The organism is Streptomyces sp. SID8374, from assembly GCF_009865135.1.
GTDB lineage: Bacteria > Actinomycetota > Actinomycetes > Streptomycetales > Streptomycetaceae > Streptomyces.
In genome coordinates this window covers 2222605-2242614 of sequence record NZ_WWGH01000001.1, presented here as the reverse complement: position 1 = coordinate 2242614, position 20010 = coordinate 2222605, and the positions used below count along the sequence as shown (strand labels likewise).

General features: G+C 73.3%; 14 protein-coding genes and 1 tRNA gene. 8 read left to right on the top strand and 7 right to left on the bottom strand.

What is annotated here, in order from left to right:
• Positions 1-80 precede the first annotated feature (80 nt).
• A tRNA-Arg gene (locus GTY67_RS09990) sits at positions 81-153 on the bottom strand.
• A gap of 328 nt (positions 154-481) precedes the next feature.
• Here GTY67_RS09990 and GTY67_RS09985 point away from each other — a divergent pair.
• The 7 genes from GTY67_RS09985 (at position 482) to GTY67_RS09955 (ending at position 9526) form a co-directional block, all read left to right on the top strand.
• A complete protein-coding gene (locus GTY67_RS09985) occupies positions 482-2125 on the top strand; it encodes a dynamin family protein (protein ID WP_161278429.1) in 1644 nt (547 codons plus the stop codon).
• Entirely contained in the window at positions 2122-4164 is a 2043-nt protein-coding gene (locus GTY67_RS09980) for a YfjP family GTPase (RefSeq protein WP_161278428.1), read from the top strand. The genes GTY67_RS09985 and GTY67_RS09980 overlap by 4 nt, the downstream gene beginning before the upstream one ends.
• Positions 4165-4306: 142 nt before the next feature.
• Positions 4307-4780 carry a single-stranded DNA-binding protein gene (locus GTY67_RS09975; protein ID WP_093688359.1) on the top strand — a complete coding sequence of 158 codons (474 nt, stop codon included), beginning with the start codon at positions 4307-4309 and terminating at the stop codon, positions 4778-4780.
• A 189-nt stretch (positions 4781-4969) separates the two neighbouring features.
• The gene (locus GTY67_RS09970) at positions 4970-6574 is read left to right on the top strand and encodes a Cys-Gln thioester bond-forming surface protein (RefSeq protein ID WP_161278427.1); all 1605 of its coding nucleotides are present in this window, start codon (positions 4970-4972) and stop codon (positions 6572-6574) included.
• Between the two features lie 137 nt (positions 6575-6711).
• Positions 6712-8376, top strand: coding sequence for an energy-dependent translational throttle protein EttA (gene ettA / locus GTY67_RS09965; RefSeq protein ID WP_093688355.1), 1665 nt, complete (start codon positions 6712-6714; stop codon positions 8374-8376).
• Positions 8377-8381: 5 nt separating this feature from the next.
• Positions 8382-8804 carry a thioesterase family protein gene (locus GTY67_RS09960; protein ID WP_107439760.1) on the top strand — a complete coding sequence of 141 codons (423 nt, stop codon included), beginning with the start codon at positions 8382-8384 and terminating at the stop codon, positions 8802-8804.
• Complete coding sequence (locus tag GTY67_RS09955; protein ID WP_161278426.1) at positions 8801-9526, top strand: hypothetical protein; 726 nt, start codon at positions 8801-8803, stop codon at positions 9524-9526. Before GTY67_RS09960 ends, GTY67_RS09955 begins: the two co-directional genes overlap by 4 nt.
• A 36-nt stretch (positions 9527-9562) precedes the next feature.
• On the opposite strand, the gene GTY67_RS09950 is transcribed toward GTY67_RS09955, so the two are convergent.
• Complete coding sequence (locus GTY67_RS09950; RefSeq protein WP_018511419.1) at positions 9563-9967, bottom strand: globin; 405 nt, start codon at positions 9965-9967, stop codon at positions 9563-9565.
• Positions 9968-10092: 125 nt separating this feature from the next.
• On the opposite strand from GTY67_RS09950, the gene GTY67_RS09945 reads away from it, so the two are divergent.
• Positions 10093-11097, top strand: a complete 1005-nt coding sequence (locus GTY67_RS09945) for a methyltransferase domain-containing protein (RefSeq protein ID WP_161278425.1) — start codon at positions 10093-10095, stop codon at positions 11095-11097.
• Between the two features lie 22 nt (positions 11098-11119).
• On the opposite strand, the gene GTY67_RS09940 is transcribed toward GTY67_RS09945, so the two are convergent.
• The 5 genes from GTY67_RS09940 to GTY67_RS09920 form a co-directional block, all read right to left on the bottom strand.
• Positions 11120-12580 (bottom strand): FHA domain-containing protein, encoded by a 1461-nt coding sequence (locus tag GTY67_RS09940; RefSeq protein ID WP_161278424.1) that lies wholly within the window; start codon positions 12578-12580, stop codon positions 11120-11122.
• Between the two features lie 82 nt (positions 12581-12662).
• Positions 12663-14042 (bottom strand): VWA domain-containing protein, encoded by a 1380-nt coding sequence (locus GTY67_RS09935; protein WP_093688347.1) that lies wholly within the window; start codon positions 14040-14042, stop codon positions 12663-12665.
• 19 nt (positions 14043-14061) lie between these two features.
• A complete protein-coding gene (locus GTY67_RS09930) occupies positions 14062-15663 on the bottom strand; it encodes a protein phosphatase 2C domain-containing protein (protein ID WP_161278423.1) in 1602 nt (533 codons plus the stop codon).
• A gap of 2 nt (positions 15664-15665) precedes the next feature.
• A complete protein-coding gene (locus GTY67_RS09925; protein ID WP_161278422.1) occupies positions 15666-18575 on the bottom strand; it encodes a serine/threonine-protein kinase in 2910 nt (969 codons plus the stop codon).
• The gene (locus GTY67_RS09920) at positions 18572-19942 is read right to left on the bottom strand and encodes a hypothetical protein (protein WP_161278421.1); all 1371 of its coding nucleotides are present in this window, start codon (positions 19940-19942) and stop codon (positions 18572-18574) included. The genes GTY67_RS09925 and GTY67_RS09920 overlap by 4 nt, the downstream gene beginning before the upstream one ends.
• Positions 19943-20010: the final 68 nt, after the last annotated feature.

Here is a 20010-nt window from a genome sequence, read left to right as displayed (position 1 = left end):
CTACGCCGCTCCCCGCTAACCTGCCCCGACCAGCGAAAAGGCCCCCCGGTGCGGAGGGCCTCACGGTCGTGCGGTCGGTGTGCCCCCGGCAGGACTCGAACCTGCGGCCAAGCGCTTAGAAGGCGCCTGCTCTATCCACTGAGCTACGGGGGCCGGGAGTCCTGATCGGTGGTTCCGTGGCCGTGCCGGGACAAGGATAGGGCTCCGATCGCCTGGACCCGGTTGCTTCACCTGCGTGGCACGATGTGGAGGTTCGGTGAAGCGAACCGATAATCGCAGGTAGGTGCGGATCGTGCACCGCTTTTCGCGCCAAGCGGCCCGGGTGTTGTGCACTCGTTATGCCTGCGCCCCACTCGTCCCTCTTGTCCAGAGTTTGTCCGGAGTCCGTTCTGGTGCTGTCCAGAGGGTGGAACCGCCGCGCAGAGGGGCCTATACGCTTCAAAAAGGCGCCAAAATTGGGCATTCTTCGCATGTGGTGACCATGGACGTACGGCCTCAGCTCATCGACGCACTTTCCGCCCTGCGCGACCGTGTCGCCGCCGTGCGTCTTCCACTCCCGCTGCCGGGGGCCGAACGCGCCCGGCAGACGAGGGTCGAACTCCTCGCACAACTCGACGACTACCTCCTGCCGCGCCTCAAGGATCCCGAGGCCCCGCTGCTCGCCGTGATCGGCGGCTCCACCGGGGCCGGGAAGTCCACGCTGGTCAACTCGCTCGTGGGGTGCCGGGTCAGCGAGGCCGGGGTGCTGCGGCCCACCACCCGTACTCCGGTGCTGGTCTGTCACCCCGACGACCACCACTGGTTCGCCGGCGTACGGGTGCTGCCTCAGCTCACCCGGATCTGGCTGCCGCCGGGGCAGGCCCGGGACCCCGACGGCCTCGACGACCTCGGGGCGGGCGCCGACGACGACGCGAACGTGCTGCGGGTGGAGACCGCCGTCAGCCTGCCCCGCGGGCTCGCGATCCTCGACGCCCCCGACATCGACTCCCTCGTCGTACGCAACCGGGTCCTGGCCGCCGAACTCATCTGCGCCGCCGACGTCTGGGTGATGGTCACCACGGCGTCCCGGTACGCCGACGCGGTGCCCTGGCATCTGCTGCGTACCGCGAAGGAGTACGACGCCGCCCTCGTCACCGTCCTCGACCGGGTGCCCCACCAGGTGATCGGCGAGGTCTCCCGGCAGTACGCCGCGCTCCTGACCCGCGCCGGGCTCGGGGACGTACCCCGCTTCACCATCCCCGAACTCCCCGAGTCCGCGGGCGGCGGCAGCGGACTGCTCCCCACCACCGCCGTCGCCCCGCTGCGCGCCTGGCTCACCCACCGGGCCCAGGACCCCGCGGCCCGGCAGCAGGCGGTGGGGCGTACGGCCTCCGGGCTCATCGAATCGCTCAACGTACGGATGCCCGAGCTGGCGTCGGCCGTGGCAGCGCAGTACGCGGCGTCCGTACGGCTCACCGGCGTGGTCGAGGAGGCGTACGGCAAGGAGGCCGACCGGATCCGGCGCAGGCTCCGGAGCGGGGCCGTCCTCTCCGGGGACGCGCGGACCCGGTGGCGCGGCTACCCCCTCTACAGCGCACCCGGCGAACTCCTCGAAGCCCTGGTGGACAGCCTGATCGCCCTCCTCCAGTGCTCCGTCTCCGCCGCCGACGACCAGATCCGTACGCGGTGGAGCCGCGAGCCCGCCGCCGGGGTCTTCCGGTTCGAGAGCGCCGGGCGGGAAGCCGGGGGATGGGGGCCCGCCGAGGATATCGAGGGCCGGATCGCCGTGGCCGTACGGCGGTGGCGGCGGGTTCTGGAGGAGCTAGCCGAGGAAGAGGTGCGCCAGCTCGAACGCAGCGTGGCACCCGACCCCGAGACCGTCGCCGCCCTCCTCGCGGCGGCCCTGCTCGGCGGACGGCGGGCCCGTACGGCGGGGGAGCAGCTCGCCGAACGCATCGGGGCCCAGGGTGTGCTGCGCCTGCGCGACAAGGGCGGCCAACTGCTGACGACCTATCTGGACCAGGTGCTCGGCGGCGAACGCGACCGCAGGCTCGCCCCGCTGGACGCCCTCGACGTCGCCCCCGAACCGCAGGCCGAACTGATCGCCGCGCTTTCCGTACTGCAGAAGGAGAGGTGGCAGCGATGACTGCCGTCACGGACGAGGACCAGGGCAACGGCACGGCGGCCACCGGCGAGCGGAAGGAGAGGGCTCCGGAGGTTCCGGAGGCTCCGGTCAAGGAGGCCGCCGGACGCTGGGACGACGGGCTCATCGCGCGGCGCGCCGCGGCGGCCGACGCCCGGGGCGGTGATTCCGGCTCCGGTTCCGGCGGCTCCGTGACCGGTGGCTCCGGTTCCGGCTCGGGCGGCTCCGGAACCGGTGATTCCCGTACCGGTGACTCCCGTACGGGTGATGGCTCCGCCGAGTCCACGGGGCGGCCCGCCGACTCCGCTCCCGAGGACGACGACGTACGGCCGCAGGTCGAGGCGTACGGGCCCCCCGGCGGCCCCCTCCCCACCCGCCTCGACGCCCTGCGCGAACTCGTCGGACTCTCCCGCGCCCGCCTCGACCGCGACACCCTCGCCGAGGCGGGACGCGTGCTGGACGAGGCGGCGGCCCGGCAGCGGCTCTCCTCCCGGCACACGGTCGTCGCCATCGCGGGGGCCACCGGGAGCGGCAAATCGACCCTGTTCAACGCCCTCGCCGGGGCCCAGATCTCCGACACCGGGCTGCGCCGCCCCACCACCTCCCAGCCCATCGCGTGCAGCTGGACCGACGGGGCCGCCGGCCTCCTCGACCGCCTCGCCATCCCCGGCCGGCTCCGCCGCAGGCCCCACCCCGGACCCGCCGCCTTCGACGAGGCGCTCCAAGGGCTCGTCCTGGTCGACCTGCCCGACCACGACTCCGCCGCGACCGCCCACCGGGACCAGGTGGACCGGGTGCTGGCGCTGGTCGACGCGGTGATCTGGGTCGTCGACCCGGAGAAGTACGCCGACGCCGCCCTGCACGAGCGCTACCTGCGCCCCCTCGCCGGGCACGCCGAGGTCACCTTCGTCGTCCTCAACCAGATCGACCGGCTGCCCGGCGAGGCCGCCGACCTCGTCCTCGACGACCTGCGCCGCCTCCTCGACGAGGACGGCATGGCGCTCGGCGAGCACGGCGAACCCGGCGCCACCGTCATGTCCCTCTCCGCCCTGACCGGCGACGGGGTGCCCGAACTGCGGGAGATGGTCGGCCGGTTCGTCCAGGACCGCACGGCCGCCACCCGCCGCCTCTCCGCCGACGTGGACGCGGCGGCGGCGCGGCTGCGCCCCGTGTACGTGGCGGAGGGGCGGCCGGGGCTGGGGGAGCGGGCCCGGGAGGAGTTCACCGACCGGCTGGCCGAGGCGGTCGGGGCGGCCGCCGCCGGGCAGGCCGCCGAGCGGGAGTGGCGCCGGAACGCCGGGCGCGCGTGCGGGACGCCGTGGCTGCGGCTGTGGCGCTGGTACGAGTCCCGGGGGCTGCCGGGGAGCCTGGACCGGATGGGCCAGGCGCTCGCCCCGCCCGAGGAGGAGCTGACGGCCCGGCAGCGCGTGGAGCAGGCGGTCCGGATCGTCGCGGACGACGCCTCCGACGGGCTGCCCGCACCCTGGGCGCAGGCGGTGCGGGAGGCGGCGTTCAACGGGGCGAAAGGGCTGCCGGAGGCGCTGGACGAGCTGGCGGCCGCGGGGGGCGGCTCCTCCAAGGACGCGGGGAAGGCGTCGGGTAAGGGTTCGGGCGCTCCGGGGGGTGCCGGCCGGGGTCCGGCCACCGGCCTCGCGCTCGGCGGGCGGCCGGCCAAGCCGCCCCGGCCGAAGTGGTGGCCCGCCGCGGTGCTGGCCCAGGTCTCCATGACACTGCTCCAGGTCTTCGGCGGCCTGTGGCTGCTCGGCCAGATCGTCGGGATCCTGGAGCCGGGGCTCGTCACCCCCGCCCTGATCATGCTGGCCGGAGTCGTCGGCGGGCCACTGGTGGAGTGGTCCTGCGCGGCGGCGATCCGCGGCCCCGCCCGGCGCTACGGGCAGGACGCCGAACGCCGGCTGCGCGAGGCGGCCGCCGGGTGCGGCCGGGCCAGGGTCCTGGACCCGGTCTCGGCGGAGCTGGTGCGGTACCGGGAGGTGCGCGAGCGGTACGCGGCGGTGACGGAGTTTTCCACAACCGGCCAGTAGTCCACAGGCTCCGGCGAGATTCGTTTCCGGCGTCCACCATGAAGTCCGTACACCGGCGAAGTCGGTACATCGGTACACCGGTGAACGGAACAACAGAACGCCTGATCGACGGAACGCCGGAACGAGGGAAACGGGGCGGGAAATGAACGAGACGATGGTGACGCTGGTGGGAAACGCCGCCACGGCGGTGGACTTCCGCGAGACGGCCACAGGGGGAATGGCGCGATTCCGTTTCGCCGTGACCCCGAGGCGCCGGGACCGCGAGACCCAGCTGTGGACGGACGGCCCCACCAGCTTCTACACGGTGTGGGCCTGGCGGACGCTGGCTTCGAACCTGGCCGGTTCGGTCGCAATCGGTGAACCCCTGGTGGTGCACGGCCGGTTGAAGGTGCGCGAGGAGGAACGGGAGGGCGGGCGCAGGACGTTCGTCGACGTCGAGGCGGTCGCGGTCGGCCACGACCTGAGCCGGGGGACCGCCGCATTCCGCCGGGTCGTCCGGACCGAACCGGCGCTGACGGCAGCTGTACGGAGCGGAGCTGACGGAGAGTCGGAAGGCGGTTCCGCCGCGTCACAGGCCCTGGTCGACCGAACTCCCGAAAGGGTCGCTGTGTCCTGAAAGTGCTGGTCGGAGGGGCGGCCCCGGCGATAACGATTCCGATTCGGAATGGTTGGCCGGGGGCAGTACGGGGGACTGTGGTTCGCCCGGTCCTTAGGATTCCCAGAGCTCATGGGTCACTTGAGTCTGCTGGCGGGGCATTCCCCACACGCGCACCACGCGCGAGGGTCTCGCCCGGAGGGGAATTCTGTGTTTTCTGCGTCTTCAGTGTCCGCTTCGCCGTCCGACGCCAAGGCGGTGCACGCCGTCCGCGGCGGAGCAGCGCGCACCGGGGGGACCGGCAGAGCGGCGCACGCCGGGGGGACCGGCAGGGCGGCGCACGTCGGGGAGACCGGGCGGAGAGGGCGCGGGCGCGCCTTCCTCCGGCCGGTGACCGCGCTGCTGCTCTCCGGTCTCGTCGCGGCGGCCACCCTCGCCGGTACGGGTACGGCGGCCGCCGACGACCCGGGCCGCCACCAGGGCGGCGCGGCGGCGGTGCTGGACGGGCTGAAGACCTTCGACAGCGCCGTGCTCCGCCTGCCGGGCGAGAACGGCGCCCCCGACCGGACGCAGGAGCTGCCCGCCGGGCTCTTCGAGATGACCGTGGACGGCGGCGGCAAGCTCAAGACGTACTGCATCGACCTCCACAACCCCACCCAGGACCAGGCGAAGTACCTGGAGACGCCGTGGGCCGAGACCTCCCTCGGCGCCAACAGGAACGCCGGGAAGATCCGGTGGATCCTCCAGCACTCCTACCCCCAGGTCGACGACCTCGCCGCACTGGCCGAGGCGGCGGGCACCGGGCCCCTCACCGAGCGGACCGCCGCCGCGGGCACCCAGGTCGCCATCTGGCGCTACTCGGACGGCGCCGATGTCACCGCGTCGGACAAGCAGGCCGAGAAGCTCGCCGACTGGCTGCACAAGAGCGCACGCAACGTCGCCGAGCCCCGGGCCTCCCTGACGCTGGAGCCCGCCGCGGTCTCCGGCCGGGCGGGGGACCGGCTGGGCCCGGTGACCGTCCGTACGGACGCGGACCAGGTCTCCGTGTCACCCCCGGTGGACGCGGCGGCGAGCGGCATCACGGTGACCGACGAGAAGGGCGCGCCCGTCACCTCGGCCACCGACGGCGCCCGCCTCTACTTCGACGTGCCCAGGGGCTCCACCGACGGCTCCGCGTCCCTGACCGTCCAGACCACCACCTCCGTACCGGTCGGCCGCGCCTTCGCCGGAACCACCCGCACCCAGACCCAGATCCTGGCCGGCTCCAGCGAGTCCACGGTCTCCGCCCGGGCCACCGCCACCTGGGCCGAGACGGGCGCCGCCCCCGCGCTGACCGCCCGCAAGAACTGCGCGGCCGGCGGCGTGGACATCACCGCGGCCAACCAGGGCGACGAGCCCTTCACCTTCGAGCTCGGGGGCTACGAGCACACCGTGGCCGCCGGAGCCACCGAGACGGTGACGATCCCGGTCGCCGAGGACCAGCCGTACGACTTCACCATCACCGGCCCCGGCGGCCTCCGGAAGAACTTCACCGGCGTACTGGACTGCGCCACCAGCGGCAGCGTCATCGCGGCCGAGCAGGACCAGCAGGACCAGCAGGGCGACGAAGACACCGGGGTCGGCCCCCAGAGCGCCCGCCAGTCCGTCCCCGCCTCGACCGGCACCACCACCTCCGGCCTGGAGGGCGACCTGGCCGAGACCGGCGGCTCCAGCACCACCCCGATGATCGCCGCCCTCGCCGTCGGCTTCCTCGTCATCGGCGGCGGCGCCCTGCTCGTCATGCGCCGCAAGGAAGCACAGCAGCACGCTGAGTAGTTGACCGAGTGGCTACGGGTGCGCGGCCGTGAGCAGCGACGGGTGGCCGATCCCCGGACGGGTTTCCGTCCGGGGATGGACGTCAGGCAAGATGGGGTGTATCTGCCCACACCTCTATTGCTGCCGGACGGTTTCTCTTGGCTGAGTTCATCTACACCATGCGCAAGACGCGCAAGGCGCACGGCGACAAGGTGATCCTTGATGACGTCACCTTGAACTTCCTGCCCGGCGCCAAGATCGGTGTCGTGGGGCCCAACGGCGCCGGTAAGTCCACGGTGCTGAAGATCATGGCGGGCCTGGAGCAGCCGTCCAACGGTGACGCGTTCCTGTCGCCGGGGTACAGCGTCGGCATCCTCATGCAGGAGCCGAAGCTGGACGAGGAGAAGACGGTCCTGGAGAACGTCCAGGACGGCGCGGCCGAGATCATGGGCAAGCTCAAGCGCTTCAACGAGGTCGCCGAGCTCATGGCGACCGACTACTCCGACGCGCTGATGGAGGAGATGGGCAAGCTCCAGGAGGACCTGGACCACGCCAACGCGTGGGACCTGGACGCCCAGCTGGAGCAGGCCATGGACGCCCTGGGCTGCCCCCCCGGCGACTGGCCGGTCACCAACCTCTCCGGTGGCGAGAAGCGCCGTGTGGCGCTCTGCAAGCTCCTCATCGAGGCCCCGGACCTGCTCCTCCTCGACGAGCCCACCAACCACCTCGACGCCGAGTCGGTGAACTGGCTGGAGCAGCACCTCTCGAAGTACCCGGGTGCCGTCGTCGCCGTCACCCACGACCGGTACTTCCTGAACAACGTCGCCGAGTGGATCCTCGAACTCGACCGCGGCCGCGCGATCCCCTACGAGGGCAACTACTCCACGTACCTGGACCGCAAGGCCACCCGCCTCAAGGTCGAGGGCCGCAAGGACGAGAAGCGCCAGAAGCGGCTCAAGGAAGAGCTGGAGTGGGTGCGGTCGAACGCCAAGGGGCGCCAGACCAAGTCCAAGGCCCGTCTCGCCCGGTACGAGGAGATGGCGGCCGAGGCCGACAAGATGCGGAAGCTGGACTTCGAGGAGATCCAGATCCCGCCGGGCCCGCGCCTCGGTTCCATCGTCGTCGAGGTCGAGAACCTCTCGAAGGCCTTCGGCGACAAGGTCCTCATCGACGACCTGTCCTTCACGCTGCCCCGTAACGGCATCGTCGGCGTCATCGGCCCCAACGGCGCGGGCAAGACCACGCTGTTCAAGATGATCCAGGGCCTGGAGACGCCGGACAGCGGCTCCATCAAGGTCGGCGACACGGTCAAGATCTCCTACGTCGACCAGTCCCGCGCCAACATCGACCCGAAGAAGACCCTCTGGGCCGTCGTCTCGGACGAGCTGGACTACATCAACGTCGGCCAGGTCGAGATGCCGTCCCGCGCCTACGTCTCCGCGTTCGGCTTCAAGGGCCCGGACCAGCAGAAGCCGGCCGGCGTCCTCTCCGGTGGTGAGCGCAACCGCCTCAACCTGGCGCTGACGCTCAAGGAGGGCGGCAACCTGCTGCTCCTCGACGAGCCCACCAACGACCTCGACGTCGAGACGCTCTCCTCGCTGGAGAACGCCCTCCTGGAGTTCCCGGGCGCCGCAGTGGTCATCTCCCACGACCGGTGGTTCCTGGACCGCGTCGCCACGCACATCCTCGCCTACGAGGGTGACTCCAAGTGGTACTGGTTCGAGGGCAACTTCGAGTCGTACGAGAAGAACAAGGTGGAGCGTCTCGGGGCGGACGCGGCCCGCCCGCACCGCGCCACGTACAAGAAGCTCACGCGAGGCTGATCGTCTTGGCCCGTCACATCTACAGCTGCCCCCTGCGCTGGTCGGACATGGATGCCTTCGGCCACGTGAACAACGTGGTCTTCCTCCGCTACCTGGAGGAGGCGCGCATCGACTTCATGTTCCGGCTGGCGCCGGGGGACGGCTCGCCGTCGTTCTCGGGCGGGTCCGTCGTGGCCCGGCACGAGATCGACTACGTACGGCCGCTGGTGCACCGGCACGAGCCGGTCACCGTCGAGTCGTGGGTCACGAAGATAGGCGCCGCGTCGCTGACGATCGCCTACGAGATCAAGGACCCCGACCAGGTGTACGTACGGGCCTCGACCGTCGTCGTCCCGTACAACCTGGCCGAGGAGCGGCCTCGGCGGATCTCCGCCGAGGAGAAGCTCTTCCTCCAGAAGTACCTGGCAGAGGAGCCCGCCGCGGCATGACGGTGCCTGTGCAGTCGCTGCTGTTCGCCGACGCGAGGGAGGCGGCGGATCTCGCCGCCTTCCTCGGTCGGCTGCTCCACTACGACCGGGCCGCCGCGGTCCGGTTGCAGGCGGGCGGCGGCGACGCACTGGCCGTGTTCGGCCGCCCGCCCTCCTTCGAGGTGCTTGCGATCCGTGCCGCCCGCCTGGCCCGCCCCGAGACGCTGGACGTCACGGTGTCGGCCGGGGAGCTGCTGGAGTCCCTCGATGTCTCCGGGGAGGGCCCGGGGGATGCCTCCGGGGAGGGACCCGGTGAGCGGGGCGGTGCGCTGCCCGCTCCCGTGACCGGGCCGCCCTGGACCGGTGTCCTGCCGCCCCGGGGCCCCTGGCGGGAACAGGCCGGGCTGCCCCGGCCCGACGCCCTGCGCGCCGACCTCGACGCGGCCGTCGCCGAATTCCGTACGCGGGACGAGGCGCTGCCCGAGGAGCTGCGCACCCGCGCCGAACGCGACCGGATCGGCCGGGAGATCTGGTCCCGGCCCGTCGGCGCCACCGAACTGCCGCTGCGCGCGGTCCACGCCGCCCAGTCCCTCGGCTTCCTCCGCGCCGACCCCGGCTTCCCCGTCTCGCTCCTCGCCGCGGGCGGCTGGCTGCGGCTGCGGACCCCGTTCGGCTCGGTCGCCCTGCGCCGCGACCCCGTCGGCGGGCTGGGCTCGCTGGCCCTCACCGTCGACCACCGCTGAACGGAACCGGCCGGACCGCCGCCCGCCCGGGCCGTCTCAGTCGGCCGTGTTGACCATCGAGGCCGCCGCGTACGTCAGGTAGTCCCACAGCTGCTTCTCGTGCTCGGGCGCGAGCCCCAGCTCGTCCAGCGCCACCCGCATATGGGACAGCCACGCGTCATGGGCCGCCCGGTCCACCCGGAACGGGGCATGCCGCATCCGCAGCCTCGGGTGGCCCCGGTGGTCGCTGTAGGTGCGCGGGCCGCCCCAGTACTGCATCAGGAACAGGGCGAAGCGCTCCTCGGCCGGTCCCAGGTCCTCCTCCGGGTACATCGGCCGCAGCAGCTCGTCGCCCGCGACCCCCTCGTAGAAGCGGTGGACCAGGCGCCGGAAGGTCTCCTCGCCACCGACCTGCTCGTAAAAGGTCTGCTCCTGAAGCGTGTCGCGCGGAATCTCTGTCACCCGTCCATGGTCGCAGACGCACCGGCCGAGGTCAGGGGTCCTAGGACCAATGGCCGGGACCCTCCGCGATCCGTGCGCGGTCGCGTGCGGTCGCCTCCGCCGTCCCGCCGCAGGACAGTGGAGACATGGGCGCACACCGGGAAGTCCCGTCCGAGACCGAGGCCGAGACCGATCCTGAGGTCGAGGAGGCGCACCAGGCCCTGGTGCGGGACATCGTCGCGCAGGGCGGGCTCACCGACCCCGCCTGGCGTGCCGCCTTCGAGGAGGTGGAGCGCCACCTCTTCGTGCCGTACTACTACGTGCACGGCAGCCGGGGTTACGAGCGGCTCTGGGGCGAGGACCCCGATCCCGTACGACGTCGGCGCTGGGTGCGCGGAGTGTACGGGGACGAGGCGCTGGCCACCCGGATGCGGGACGGTGAGCTCATCTCGTCCTCCAGCCAGCCCTCGCTGATGGCCCTGATGCTGGACGCCCTCGACGTACGCGACGGGCACACCGTCCTGGAGATCGGCACCGGCCCCGGCTACAACGCGGCGCTGCTCTCCCACCGGCTCGGCGAAGCGGCGGTGACCAGCGTCGATCTCGACCCGGAGATCACGGACGCGGCCCGCAGCCATCTCGCCGCCGCCGGGTACCGCCCGACGGTGATCACCGGCGACGGGGCCCGGGGCTGCCCGCAGCGAGCCCCGTACGACCGGATCATCGCCACCTGCACGCTGCCCGCCGTACCGCCCGCCTGGCCGGAACAGTGCACTCCGGGGGCGCGGATCCTGGCCCCGGTCGCGACCGGGCTCGTCTCGCTGGACGTACGCGCGACGGCGCACGGTCCACGCGCCGAGGGGCACTTCCTGCACACCCCGGCGTACTTCGTGCCCCTGCGCGGGGGCTCACCGCACTCCGAACCGGTCGCGCGCCCCGGCGGAGTACCGAGGCGCGCGATAGGGGACGAGCTGTTCCGGTTCCTGCTGACCCTGACGGCGGGCAGCCTCGACCCGCGCGAGGCCCTCTCCCTCTGGGAGCGCGAGGGGCGCCCGCAGCGGGAGAGGTACGGCGTCACGGTCGCCGACGGCCGGGAGTGGGCGTGGCTGGACGACCCGGAGGGGCCGTATACCTGGCCCCTGGCCGGGTGAGGACCGGAAGCGCCGTTCCTCTCTAGTCCCGGCGGATCGTGATCGTCGTCCAGGCCCCGACATGCACCTGGTCGCCGTCCTGGAGGGGGACGGGGACATACGGCTGGATCGGGTCCTCGGCGCCGTTGAGCGTGGTGCCGTTCGTGGACTTCTGGTCGACCACGGACCACCCGCCGTCGGGCTGCTGCACGAGCACCGCGTGCTGGTGGGAGACGCCCGGGTCCTCCGGCGGCACCGACAGGTCGATGTCCGGGGACTCGCCCGTGCTGTGCCGGCGGCGGCCGATGGTGACCTGGCTCCCGGTGAGCGGCAGGCGCTGCTCGGGGGAGTACGCGGGCAGGTTCAGCCCGGTCGCCTCGGGGCCGCTGCGCTGCATCATCGCCAGGAAGTAGTCACGGTCCGGCGCGATGACGGCGGTCCAGGTGGTGGCGGTGGGCTGCTGCGGCTGTCCTTGGCCGGGGACCTGGCCGTAGCCCTGGTCCTGACCCTGGCTCTGGCCTTGCTGCCCCTGGCTCTGCCGGCCGCCCCGGTCGTAGCCCTGGTCCTGGCCGTAGCCCTGGCTGCCCTGACGCTGGTCGGGGTGGCCGCCCTGCTGACCCTGACCCTGGCCCTGGTACGGGGCCTGCTGCTGGAACGCCTGGGGCGGCTGCTGTGCCTGCGCCTGGGAGGGCGGTGGCAGCACCCAGTCGTCGCCACCGCCACCGCCGTGGGGGGACTGCTGCTGGGGCGGCGCGAACGGCGAGGACTGCTGCGGTTCGAACGGTGAGGGCGCCGACTGCTGCTGGTGTGAGGGAGGCGGTCCCTGCTGCTGGAAGACGGGCGGAGGCGGCGGGCCCTGCTGGAACGCGCTCGGCGGAGGACCGCCCTGACCGCCGCGCTCGTCCTGGCCGCCGTGACCGGACCGGTCGCCGTGACCGGTCTGCTCCGGGGTGAGTGGCTCGGCGGGGCGGTTCATCTGCGAGGGCCGCGAAGCCTGGAACTCGAACGGGTCGTGCTGCTGGGACGGGGGCTGGGCCTGGGGCTGCTGAGGTGCGCCGCCGGGACCGCCGCCGGGGCCACCCTGGCCGCTCTGTCCTCCGGGGCCTCCCTGACCACTCTGGCCGCCTTGTCCACCAGGACCCTGCTGGGCCAGGAAGCCGGGCGGCAGGTTGAGACCGGGCGGCGGGCCGCTGGACGCGCCGGGCTGCGGAGCCAGTGGCGTGTACGAGGTCGCCGTGTTGGTGAGGAAGTTCCAGCGGCACTCCTCGCAGTACGGGGCGCCCGCCTCGCGGGGCGTGCGGCACTGCGGGCAGAGCTCCGCCTGCATCGTCGGCGGACCGCCGTCGTTGCCGGCGGGCGGCGGGTAGCCGTAACCGGGTGCGGGGGGCGGCGGAGGCGGCGGGGGGACGGCGCCGGCGGGGGCGCCCGTTCCGGTCATGCGGTGTCCGCAGACCTCGCACCAGTCCTCTGAACCCGACTGGTGTCCGTTCGGGCAGGTCGGCATGTCGGCGCTTCCCCCTCTCCTCGTCCGGCCCCGGGGGCCGTCATGCTGTCGATCGATCGTGACCGTTCGGCCACCGGTGCTGCTACTTCTTGACGCGAACTGTCTTGGTGGAGCGCGTTTCGAGGGTCATCTCGTCCGCTTCCGCGACCTTCGCTTTCAGTCGCACAGTACCTGTCGCCGCATCGACGACGTCGACCACCTTCGAAAGCAGTTTCGCAGTGTCCTGGTTCCCGGACGCCGATGCCAATTGCACCGCACGGCCCAGTTTCGCCGTCGCACCGTCGAAGTCGCCCGACTTGCGGGCGTCCAGCCCCTGCTGGATGACTTGTGCCAGTTCCGCCTGACCTGTGTAGTGCGCGACCTGCGGATTGATCGAGGTCGAGGCCACCATGTCGTCCGTCCACACCGCCCGTACGAGCCCTTGCGAGAGGACCTGCGGGGCCCCCGCGCCCGAGGGGTCGGGGAGGATCAGCGAGACCCGGGCCGCCAGCATCTCCTGGCCGATCCCGGCCTCGGGGACCAGGACGCAGACGTGGTAGTCGCGGGACTCGTCGCCCCAGGAACCGGTCGGGTAGTCCCCGGCGCGCGGGCCCGCCTCGGTACGCCGGCCGGTCAGGTCCTCGACCGTGGGCGCGACCTGCTTCACGAACCGGATCTCCACCCCGACGGGCGTCCAGAGCCGCAGCGCCACGTCCGCGACCTCCTTGCCCATCGCGTTCTCCATCATCCGCGTGAAGTCGGCGGCCAGGTGCGAGGGGTCCGCGACGATGTCGGCGGTGCCGAGCAGCGCGGAGGCTATGGAGGTGACCTCCTTCACCTCCCAGTCGGTGCCGACGCCCCGGGCGTCACAGGTGAACCGGCCCGCGCACGAGTCCAGCGCGGCCCGCAGGTCCTCGGGCGCCTCGTGCTCGTTGCGGCCGTCGGTCAGCAGGATGCCGTGCCGGATGTCCACGTCGGCGGCGCCCAGCAGCCGGTCGGCCAGCCGCAGCCAGGTGCCGATCGCGGTCCCGCCGCCCGCGCTCAGCCTCCGCAGGGCCTCCTTCGCCTGGGCCTTCGTCTGCGCACCGGCGATCGCGAGCTGTCCGTTGCCCGGGTAGACCTCCTTGGCCACATGCGTACCGGCGACCACCGAGAACCGCGTGCCCTCGCGCAGCGTGTCGATGGCGGCGGCCGTCGCGTCGCGCGCGTTGCGCATCTTGGTGGGCGGGTAGTCCATCGAACCGGAACAGTCGACCATCAGCACCACCGCGGCGCTCGCCCCCTGCCCCGGCCCGGGTCCGTACCCGGGGACGTGTCCGGGTGAGGCCGCCGCGCCGGGCAGCGGGATGCCGCCGGTGGTGCCGCCGCCGGTCGAGGTGACGGTGACGATCGCGTTCACCTCGCGGCCGCCCTCCGGCAGGAACGCGTTCTGGTACACCTCGACGGAGAACTGCGGCACGTTCGACTTCGAGAAGTTGGCCATCTGGTCTGCTCCTTGAGGCTCAAACGGTGGTGCAGGCCGATCCTGCCCCTTGCGGCTCCACGGCGAACGGCAGCAGCGCCACTGTTACGTTGTCGTGGCCCCCGCCGTCGAGTGCGTGCCCGACGAGCACCTGGGCGCCGTGCAGCGGGCGCCGGTGGGCCTCGGGAGGCACGGCGGCGGCCATCTCCTCGGCGGATTCCGCGTAGTTCCACAGGCCGTCCGTGCAGACCACCACCAGGCCGGGGCGGTCCGGCTTGAACGAGGCGGTGTGCGGCTCCAGTTCGTAGGAGTCGGCGCCGAGCCAGCCGGTGATGGCGTGGGCGCGCTCGTCCGCGTACGCCTCGGCCTCGGTCATCAGGCCCGCCGCCACCATCTGCGCGGCCCAGGAGTCGTCCTCGGTGAGCCGGGCGGGCGGGCCCGTGCGGTCGTCCGGCACCCAGTAGACCCGGCTGTCGCCGACCCAGCCGACGACCAGCAGGCCGCCCGCCATGATCGCGCCGACCAGGGTGCAGGCCGGGGCGTTCTGATGGCGGTGGGCCTCGTGCTCGGCTGCTCCCGGCGGATCCTGGGCCAGCGCGTTGACCGCCTCGGAGGCGGCGACGATGGCCTCGTGCATCGCCTGCTGCGGGTGCGTGCCGCGCGGCAGGGACTCCAGCAGCGCCTCGTTGGCGGCGCTCGCGGCGGCGGCCGACGCCTCGTCGGGCCGGCTCGCCGAGGAGACGCCGTCGCAGACGATCGCGACGACGGCGGGCGAACCGTCCGGCAGCGCGGTCGAGGAGACCGCGAAGGAGTCCTCGTTACGGTGGTGGCGCAGGCCCCGGTCGCTGACGGCGGCCACCGAGCCGAGCTCCTGCTCCATGTGGTCGCGCTCGCGGGGCTGGGCGTGCCCGCAGTTCTCGCAGTACCCGTCGGGGTCGACCCGGCCGGACCGGCAGGCGACGCAGACCTTCGTCCCGGCGGCGGGCGTCGGTGTGGGCTCCGCCGTACGGGGATCGGGCGCGGCGAGCGCGAAGTCGCCGGAGCTGTCGGGGGATTCGGCGGGCGGGGACGCGGCGGGCGTGACGGCAGGCCCGGCAGCGGGCGCCCCGGCGGGCTCCTCAGCGGCCTGCCCCGCAGACGCCGCCCGGTCGTCGTGGCGCCCAGGGTCCGCCGCCCGGTCGTCGTGGCGCACCGGTGGCGTCGGGGCCTGCCCGTCGTGGCCCACCGGGGACGTCACCGCCTGCCCGCCCTCGTACGCCGGAGGCGTCGTCGGCAGCGGCGTGCCGCCCGAGTCCGTGCCGGGCAGGTCCGTCGGCCGGTGCACGGGCGCGGGCACGTCTGAGCTGTCCGTCGAGGAAGCGGCGGGCCACTCCACGGCCGCCACCGGCGGCGCAGGTGCGTCGGGCGCGGCGGGCGGCGCGGACGGGGGTGCGGCAGGCGCAGACGGCCCCCCAGTCGGCGCGGCAGCCCCCGGCGCCCCCGCAGGCGGCACCGTGATCGCCATCGTCGGCCGGTCGTCCGGGCGGGCCGGTACGGCCGTGAGGTCGTAGCCGCACGCTCCGCAGAACAGGTCGCCGGACGCCGGGGGTTCCTCGCAGCCGGGGCACCTCGCCAGGGCGGGCTGCTGGTGGCTCTCTGACATCTTCACACCCACGTCCGGGGGCGGAAACGGTTGGCCCGCTCCACCAGTTCGATCCTCTCGTCGCCCCGCTGGGCGAGCCGGGCGAGTATGCGGTACGAGCGTTCCAGGCCCAACCGCAGCCCCCGCTCGTCCAGTTCGGCGTCGAGCAGCTTCCGGGTGCCCGGAGGTCCGGCCGGCGATTTGCCCGGCAGCGGGGCGCCGGGACTACCGGAGAGTACCCAGTCCAGTGCCTTGCCCAGTACCTCGGTCGTCAACTGCTCGCGGCGCACCGGGTCCAGGCCGAACCCGGTCAGCGCCGCCACCTGGACGGCCGCGGCCGTCAGGTCGGTCAGCAGGGGCTCGGCGGGGTCCCGCTCGCGCAGCCGTGCGCGTACGGCTGCGACCCGGGCCGCCGTGTAGTGGATCGACGCCTCCGGCACCGACTCCAGGGTCCGCGCCGCCCCCGCCCGGTCCCCGGCGGCGATCTGCACCCGGGCCAGGCCGAACGCGGCGCTCACGAAGCTCGGGTCGGTCGCCCACACCAGGCGGTAGTACTCGGCGGCGTTGTCCAGCTGGCCCAGCACCTCCGCGCAGATCCCCAGCGCCAGCTTGGGCGCGGGCTCCCCGGGGAACGCGTCGTACACCGCGTCGAAGGAGAGCGCCGCGATCTCGTGGTCCCCGGTCACCAGCGAGGCGATGCCCCGGTACCACACGACCCGCCAGCCGTCCGGGTGCCGGGCCTCCAGCTCGGTCAACGCGGCGGCGGCGGAGTCCTGTTCACGCATCTCCAGCCGGGCCCGCAGCTCCCGCAGCCGGGTCTCCAGCGAGGCGGCGGGCACCATGTGCAGGGCCGCGATCAGCTCGGCGGGGGCGGAGGCCATCAGTCCGGCGAGGAAACCGGCGTTCGGGTCGTTCGCGTCGACCCGGGGGACCGGCAGCGCCAGCGCGGTGCCCCGCGCGTCGAACAGGGCCAGCCGGACGCCCCCGGCGGTCGTCCCGAAGGGTCCGTACGGGCCGGTGGGTCCGGGCCGTGCGGCGGATGCGGCCTCCCGGGGCGCGGGTACAGGGGCGTGCGCGGGGGGCGCGTACGCCGTCGCCGGGTCGCCGCTGCGCGGACCGGCGTACGAACCGGTGCTCGGGGCACTCTGCGGACCGGAAGACGAACCGGCGCCCGCACCGCCCGGCGGGCCGCCCCGCACATGGGTCGCCGCCGCCGTCAGCGGAGCCGCCCCTGCCGGAGACCACGCGCCCGCCCCCGGACCGGACGGCTGCCCGCCCATCGGCAGCGCCCCGGCCACCGCCGACGTCACGGCACCCGGAGCCACCGGAACGCCCTGCCCCGGTACGCCGCCACCCTGCGCCGGAACGGCCGGCAGCGGCCCCGTACCGCCCTTGCGGCGTCCGAAGCGCCCACCGCGCCCCGAGGCGGCCGCCCGGGAGCCCAGCCGGGAGACGTCGTCCACCTGCTCGGCGAACAACTCCGTGTCCGTCACCCGCAGTTCCGTACCGAACAGCGTCGACAGCGCCGGCCTCGGCCGCCCCGTCTGGAGTGCCACGACCTCGCGCAGCACCCCCGTCAGCTGCTCGGCCATCTCGGAGGCGGAGGCGAACCGCCGGGCCGGGTCCGGGTCGGTGGCCCGCACCAGCAGCCGGTAGAAGGACTCGTAGGTGCGGAACACCTCGATGTTGTCGGGGTCCGGGAGCGAGTCCACGAAGATGCTCGTGTACCCCTGGAAGTCGAAGGTGAGGACCGCCAGCGTCCGCGCCACCGTGTAGAGGTCGGAGGCGACCGACGGGCCGACCTCGGCGATCTCGGGGGCCTGGTAGCCGACGGTGCCGTAGATGGCGGACTCGTCGTCGTCCATCCGGCGCACGGCGCCCATGTCGATCAGCTTGAGCTGGTCCTCGGTCTGGATCGCGTTGTCGACCTTGAAGTCGCAGTAGAGCAGGTTGCGGCTGTGCAGATGGCCGAGCGCCTCCAGCGCCTCGATCCCGTACGCACAGGCCTGCTCCACCGGGAGCGGGTCGCGCTTGCCGGACGGGGTGCGGCGCTGGTTGGCGATCTCCTTGAGCGCCTTGCCGCCGACGTACTCCATGACGATGTATCCGTCGAGTGAGCCGGTGCGCTGGTCCAGGTGCTCCACGAAGTTGTAGATGCGGACGATGTTGGCGTGCTCGATCTCGGCGAGGAAGCGGCGCTCGGAGATGGCCGCCGCCATCGCGTCCTGGTCGCCGGTGTCCAGCAGCCCCTTGAGGACCACCCAGCGGTCCGATACGGCCCGGTCCACCGCGAGGTAGACCCAGCCGAGCCCGCCGTGCGCCAGGCAGCCCACCACCTCGTACTGGCCGTGCACGACGTCGCCGCCGGTCAGCTTCGGCACGAAAGAGTAGGGGTGGCCGCACTTGGTGCAGAACCCCTCGGTGCGGCCGGGCCGGTCCCCGCGTGAACGCCCCACCGGGGCACCGCAGTCCGAGCGGGAGCAGAACCGCTTGCGCTCGGGCACCTCCGGGTTCTCCATCACCGCCGTACGCGGGTCGGGCCGGGGCACGTCCGGGACCTCCACCAGGCCGACGCCGAGGCGGCCCCGGGTTGAGGAGGCGGCCGACGAGCCCGAGGAGCGCACCGAGACCGAGCGGGAGGCGAGGGAGCCGGAGAGCGAGCGCGACAGCCGACCCGACACCGAGCGCCGCGAGGTCGACGAACGGGACGAGGTGCGCGCGGAGGCGCGGGAGGAGGAGCGCTGCGAGGAGCTGTTGCGGTTGCTGGAACGGGCGCTGGCCCGGCCGCCGCCCGCGATCCCGGTGGGCGGCGAACTGAGCATGCCGGTCGGCGAGACGACCGGGGCCAGACCGCAGGTGTCGCAGAACAGCTCACCGCCGCCCATGTCCTCGTAGGCGCCCTCGCACGCCGGGCGCTGGCACTGCGTACTCATCGTGTCTCCCCCTGGTCCCCCTGGCCGCCCTGCCCGCCGCCGTCCCGCCGGTCCTCGGGACCCTCGGGCGGGCGCGGTGTCAGCAGCTCGGCCGCCGCCTGCTGGTAGCGCAGCACGTTCTGCTCGGCCACCCGCAGATCGCAGGGCGCGCTCCACAGCATCCGGCGCGCCGCGTCGTACCTCTCGATCAGCAGCGGGTCCTCCGCCAGGCCGTGCCGGGCCACCTTCGCCTTGTACGCGTCGAGTCGGCCGCGCAGCTCGGCGCGGACCGCCAGCGGGGCCGTCACCGAGGTCAGCGACTCCCGGGCGCGCAGCAGCTCCTCCTCGGCCTCCTGCTCCAGCGACTCCAGCAGCGGGGAGAGGCGGTTCCACTGGGCGCGCCTGCGGTACTCGGCGGCGATGTCCAGCCGCTCCTGGAGGGCGGTCGCCGGTCCGCTGACGGCGGGCACCTCGGAGGCGGCGATCTTGGCCAGCACCTCGCCGCGCGCCGCCCGCGCCTCGGTCAGCGTGCGGTCGGCCCGTGAGAGCACGTCCCGCAGCCGCATCAGCCGCGCCTCGGCGTCCTGCCGCACCGCGAGCACCGCCTCGATCTCCCGCCGTACGTCCTCCAGGGCGCGGGCCGCCCGGTCGTAGCGGGAGGTGTCCGGGCGTCCGCCGCCGGGCGCGGCGCTGCCGGGGCCCGGCAGCCAGAACGCCAGCGGGTCGGAGATCACCTGGACGCGCAGCGTGGTGAGCTCCTCGGTGATCTCCTCCAGGTCGTCCCCGGCCGGGTGCTCACCGGGGCGCACCCCGACCGAGTGGGCCAGCGAACGGGTGCGGTGCAGCTCGGCGGCGAGCAGGTCGATCCGGGCGGGCAGCGCCGACCAGACGGAGTCCGAGGCGACGACCATGTCCAGCGACCTGGCGTACAGCTCGTTCATCCGGGCGACCAGCTCCTGGAGCGAGAACCGCTCCGAGAGCCGGGCCTGGCCCGTCACCGATGAGGGCGGCACCGCACCGGAGTTGGCGACGGTGACCGCGTCGCCGCGCAGCAGCTCGGTCAGGGCGGCCAGGTCCTCCCGGTTGGGGTAGCGGCGGCGGGCCCGTATGTCCCGGGCCTCCTCCAGCGCGCCCGCGTAGGCGTCGAAATACCCCCACAGCAGCGTGATCGACTGCTCGGTCGCGGCCCAGCGCTCCCGGGTGACACCGGTCAGCTCGGCGCCCTCCAGGAGGCGGCGGCCCGCATGGTCCTGGAGGGCCAGGAGCGAGGTCTCGATGGCCTCGTGCTCCGCGCCGAGCCGGGCCAGCGCACGGTCCGCCTCGTCCCGGTCCATGACCGGGCCAGGGGGCCTCCCCGCGAAGCTGGGGAAGGATCCCGCGACACCCATAGATCACCTCTCCGCTCTCGCCGCCGGGCCGGTGGGCCCGGACGGGGTCAGTTGCTCCGGTACGGACG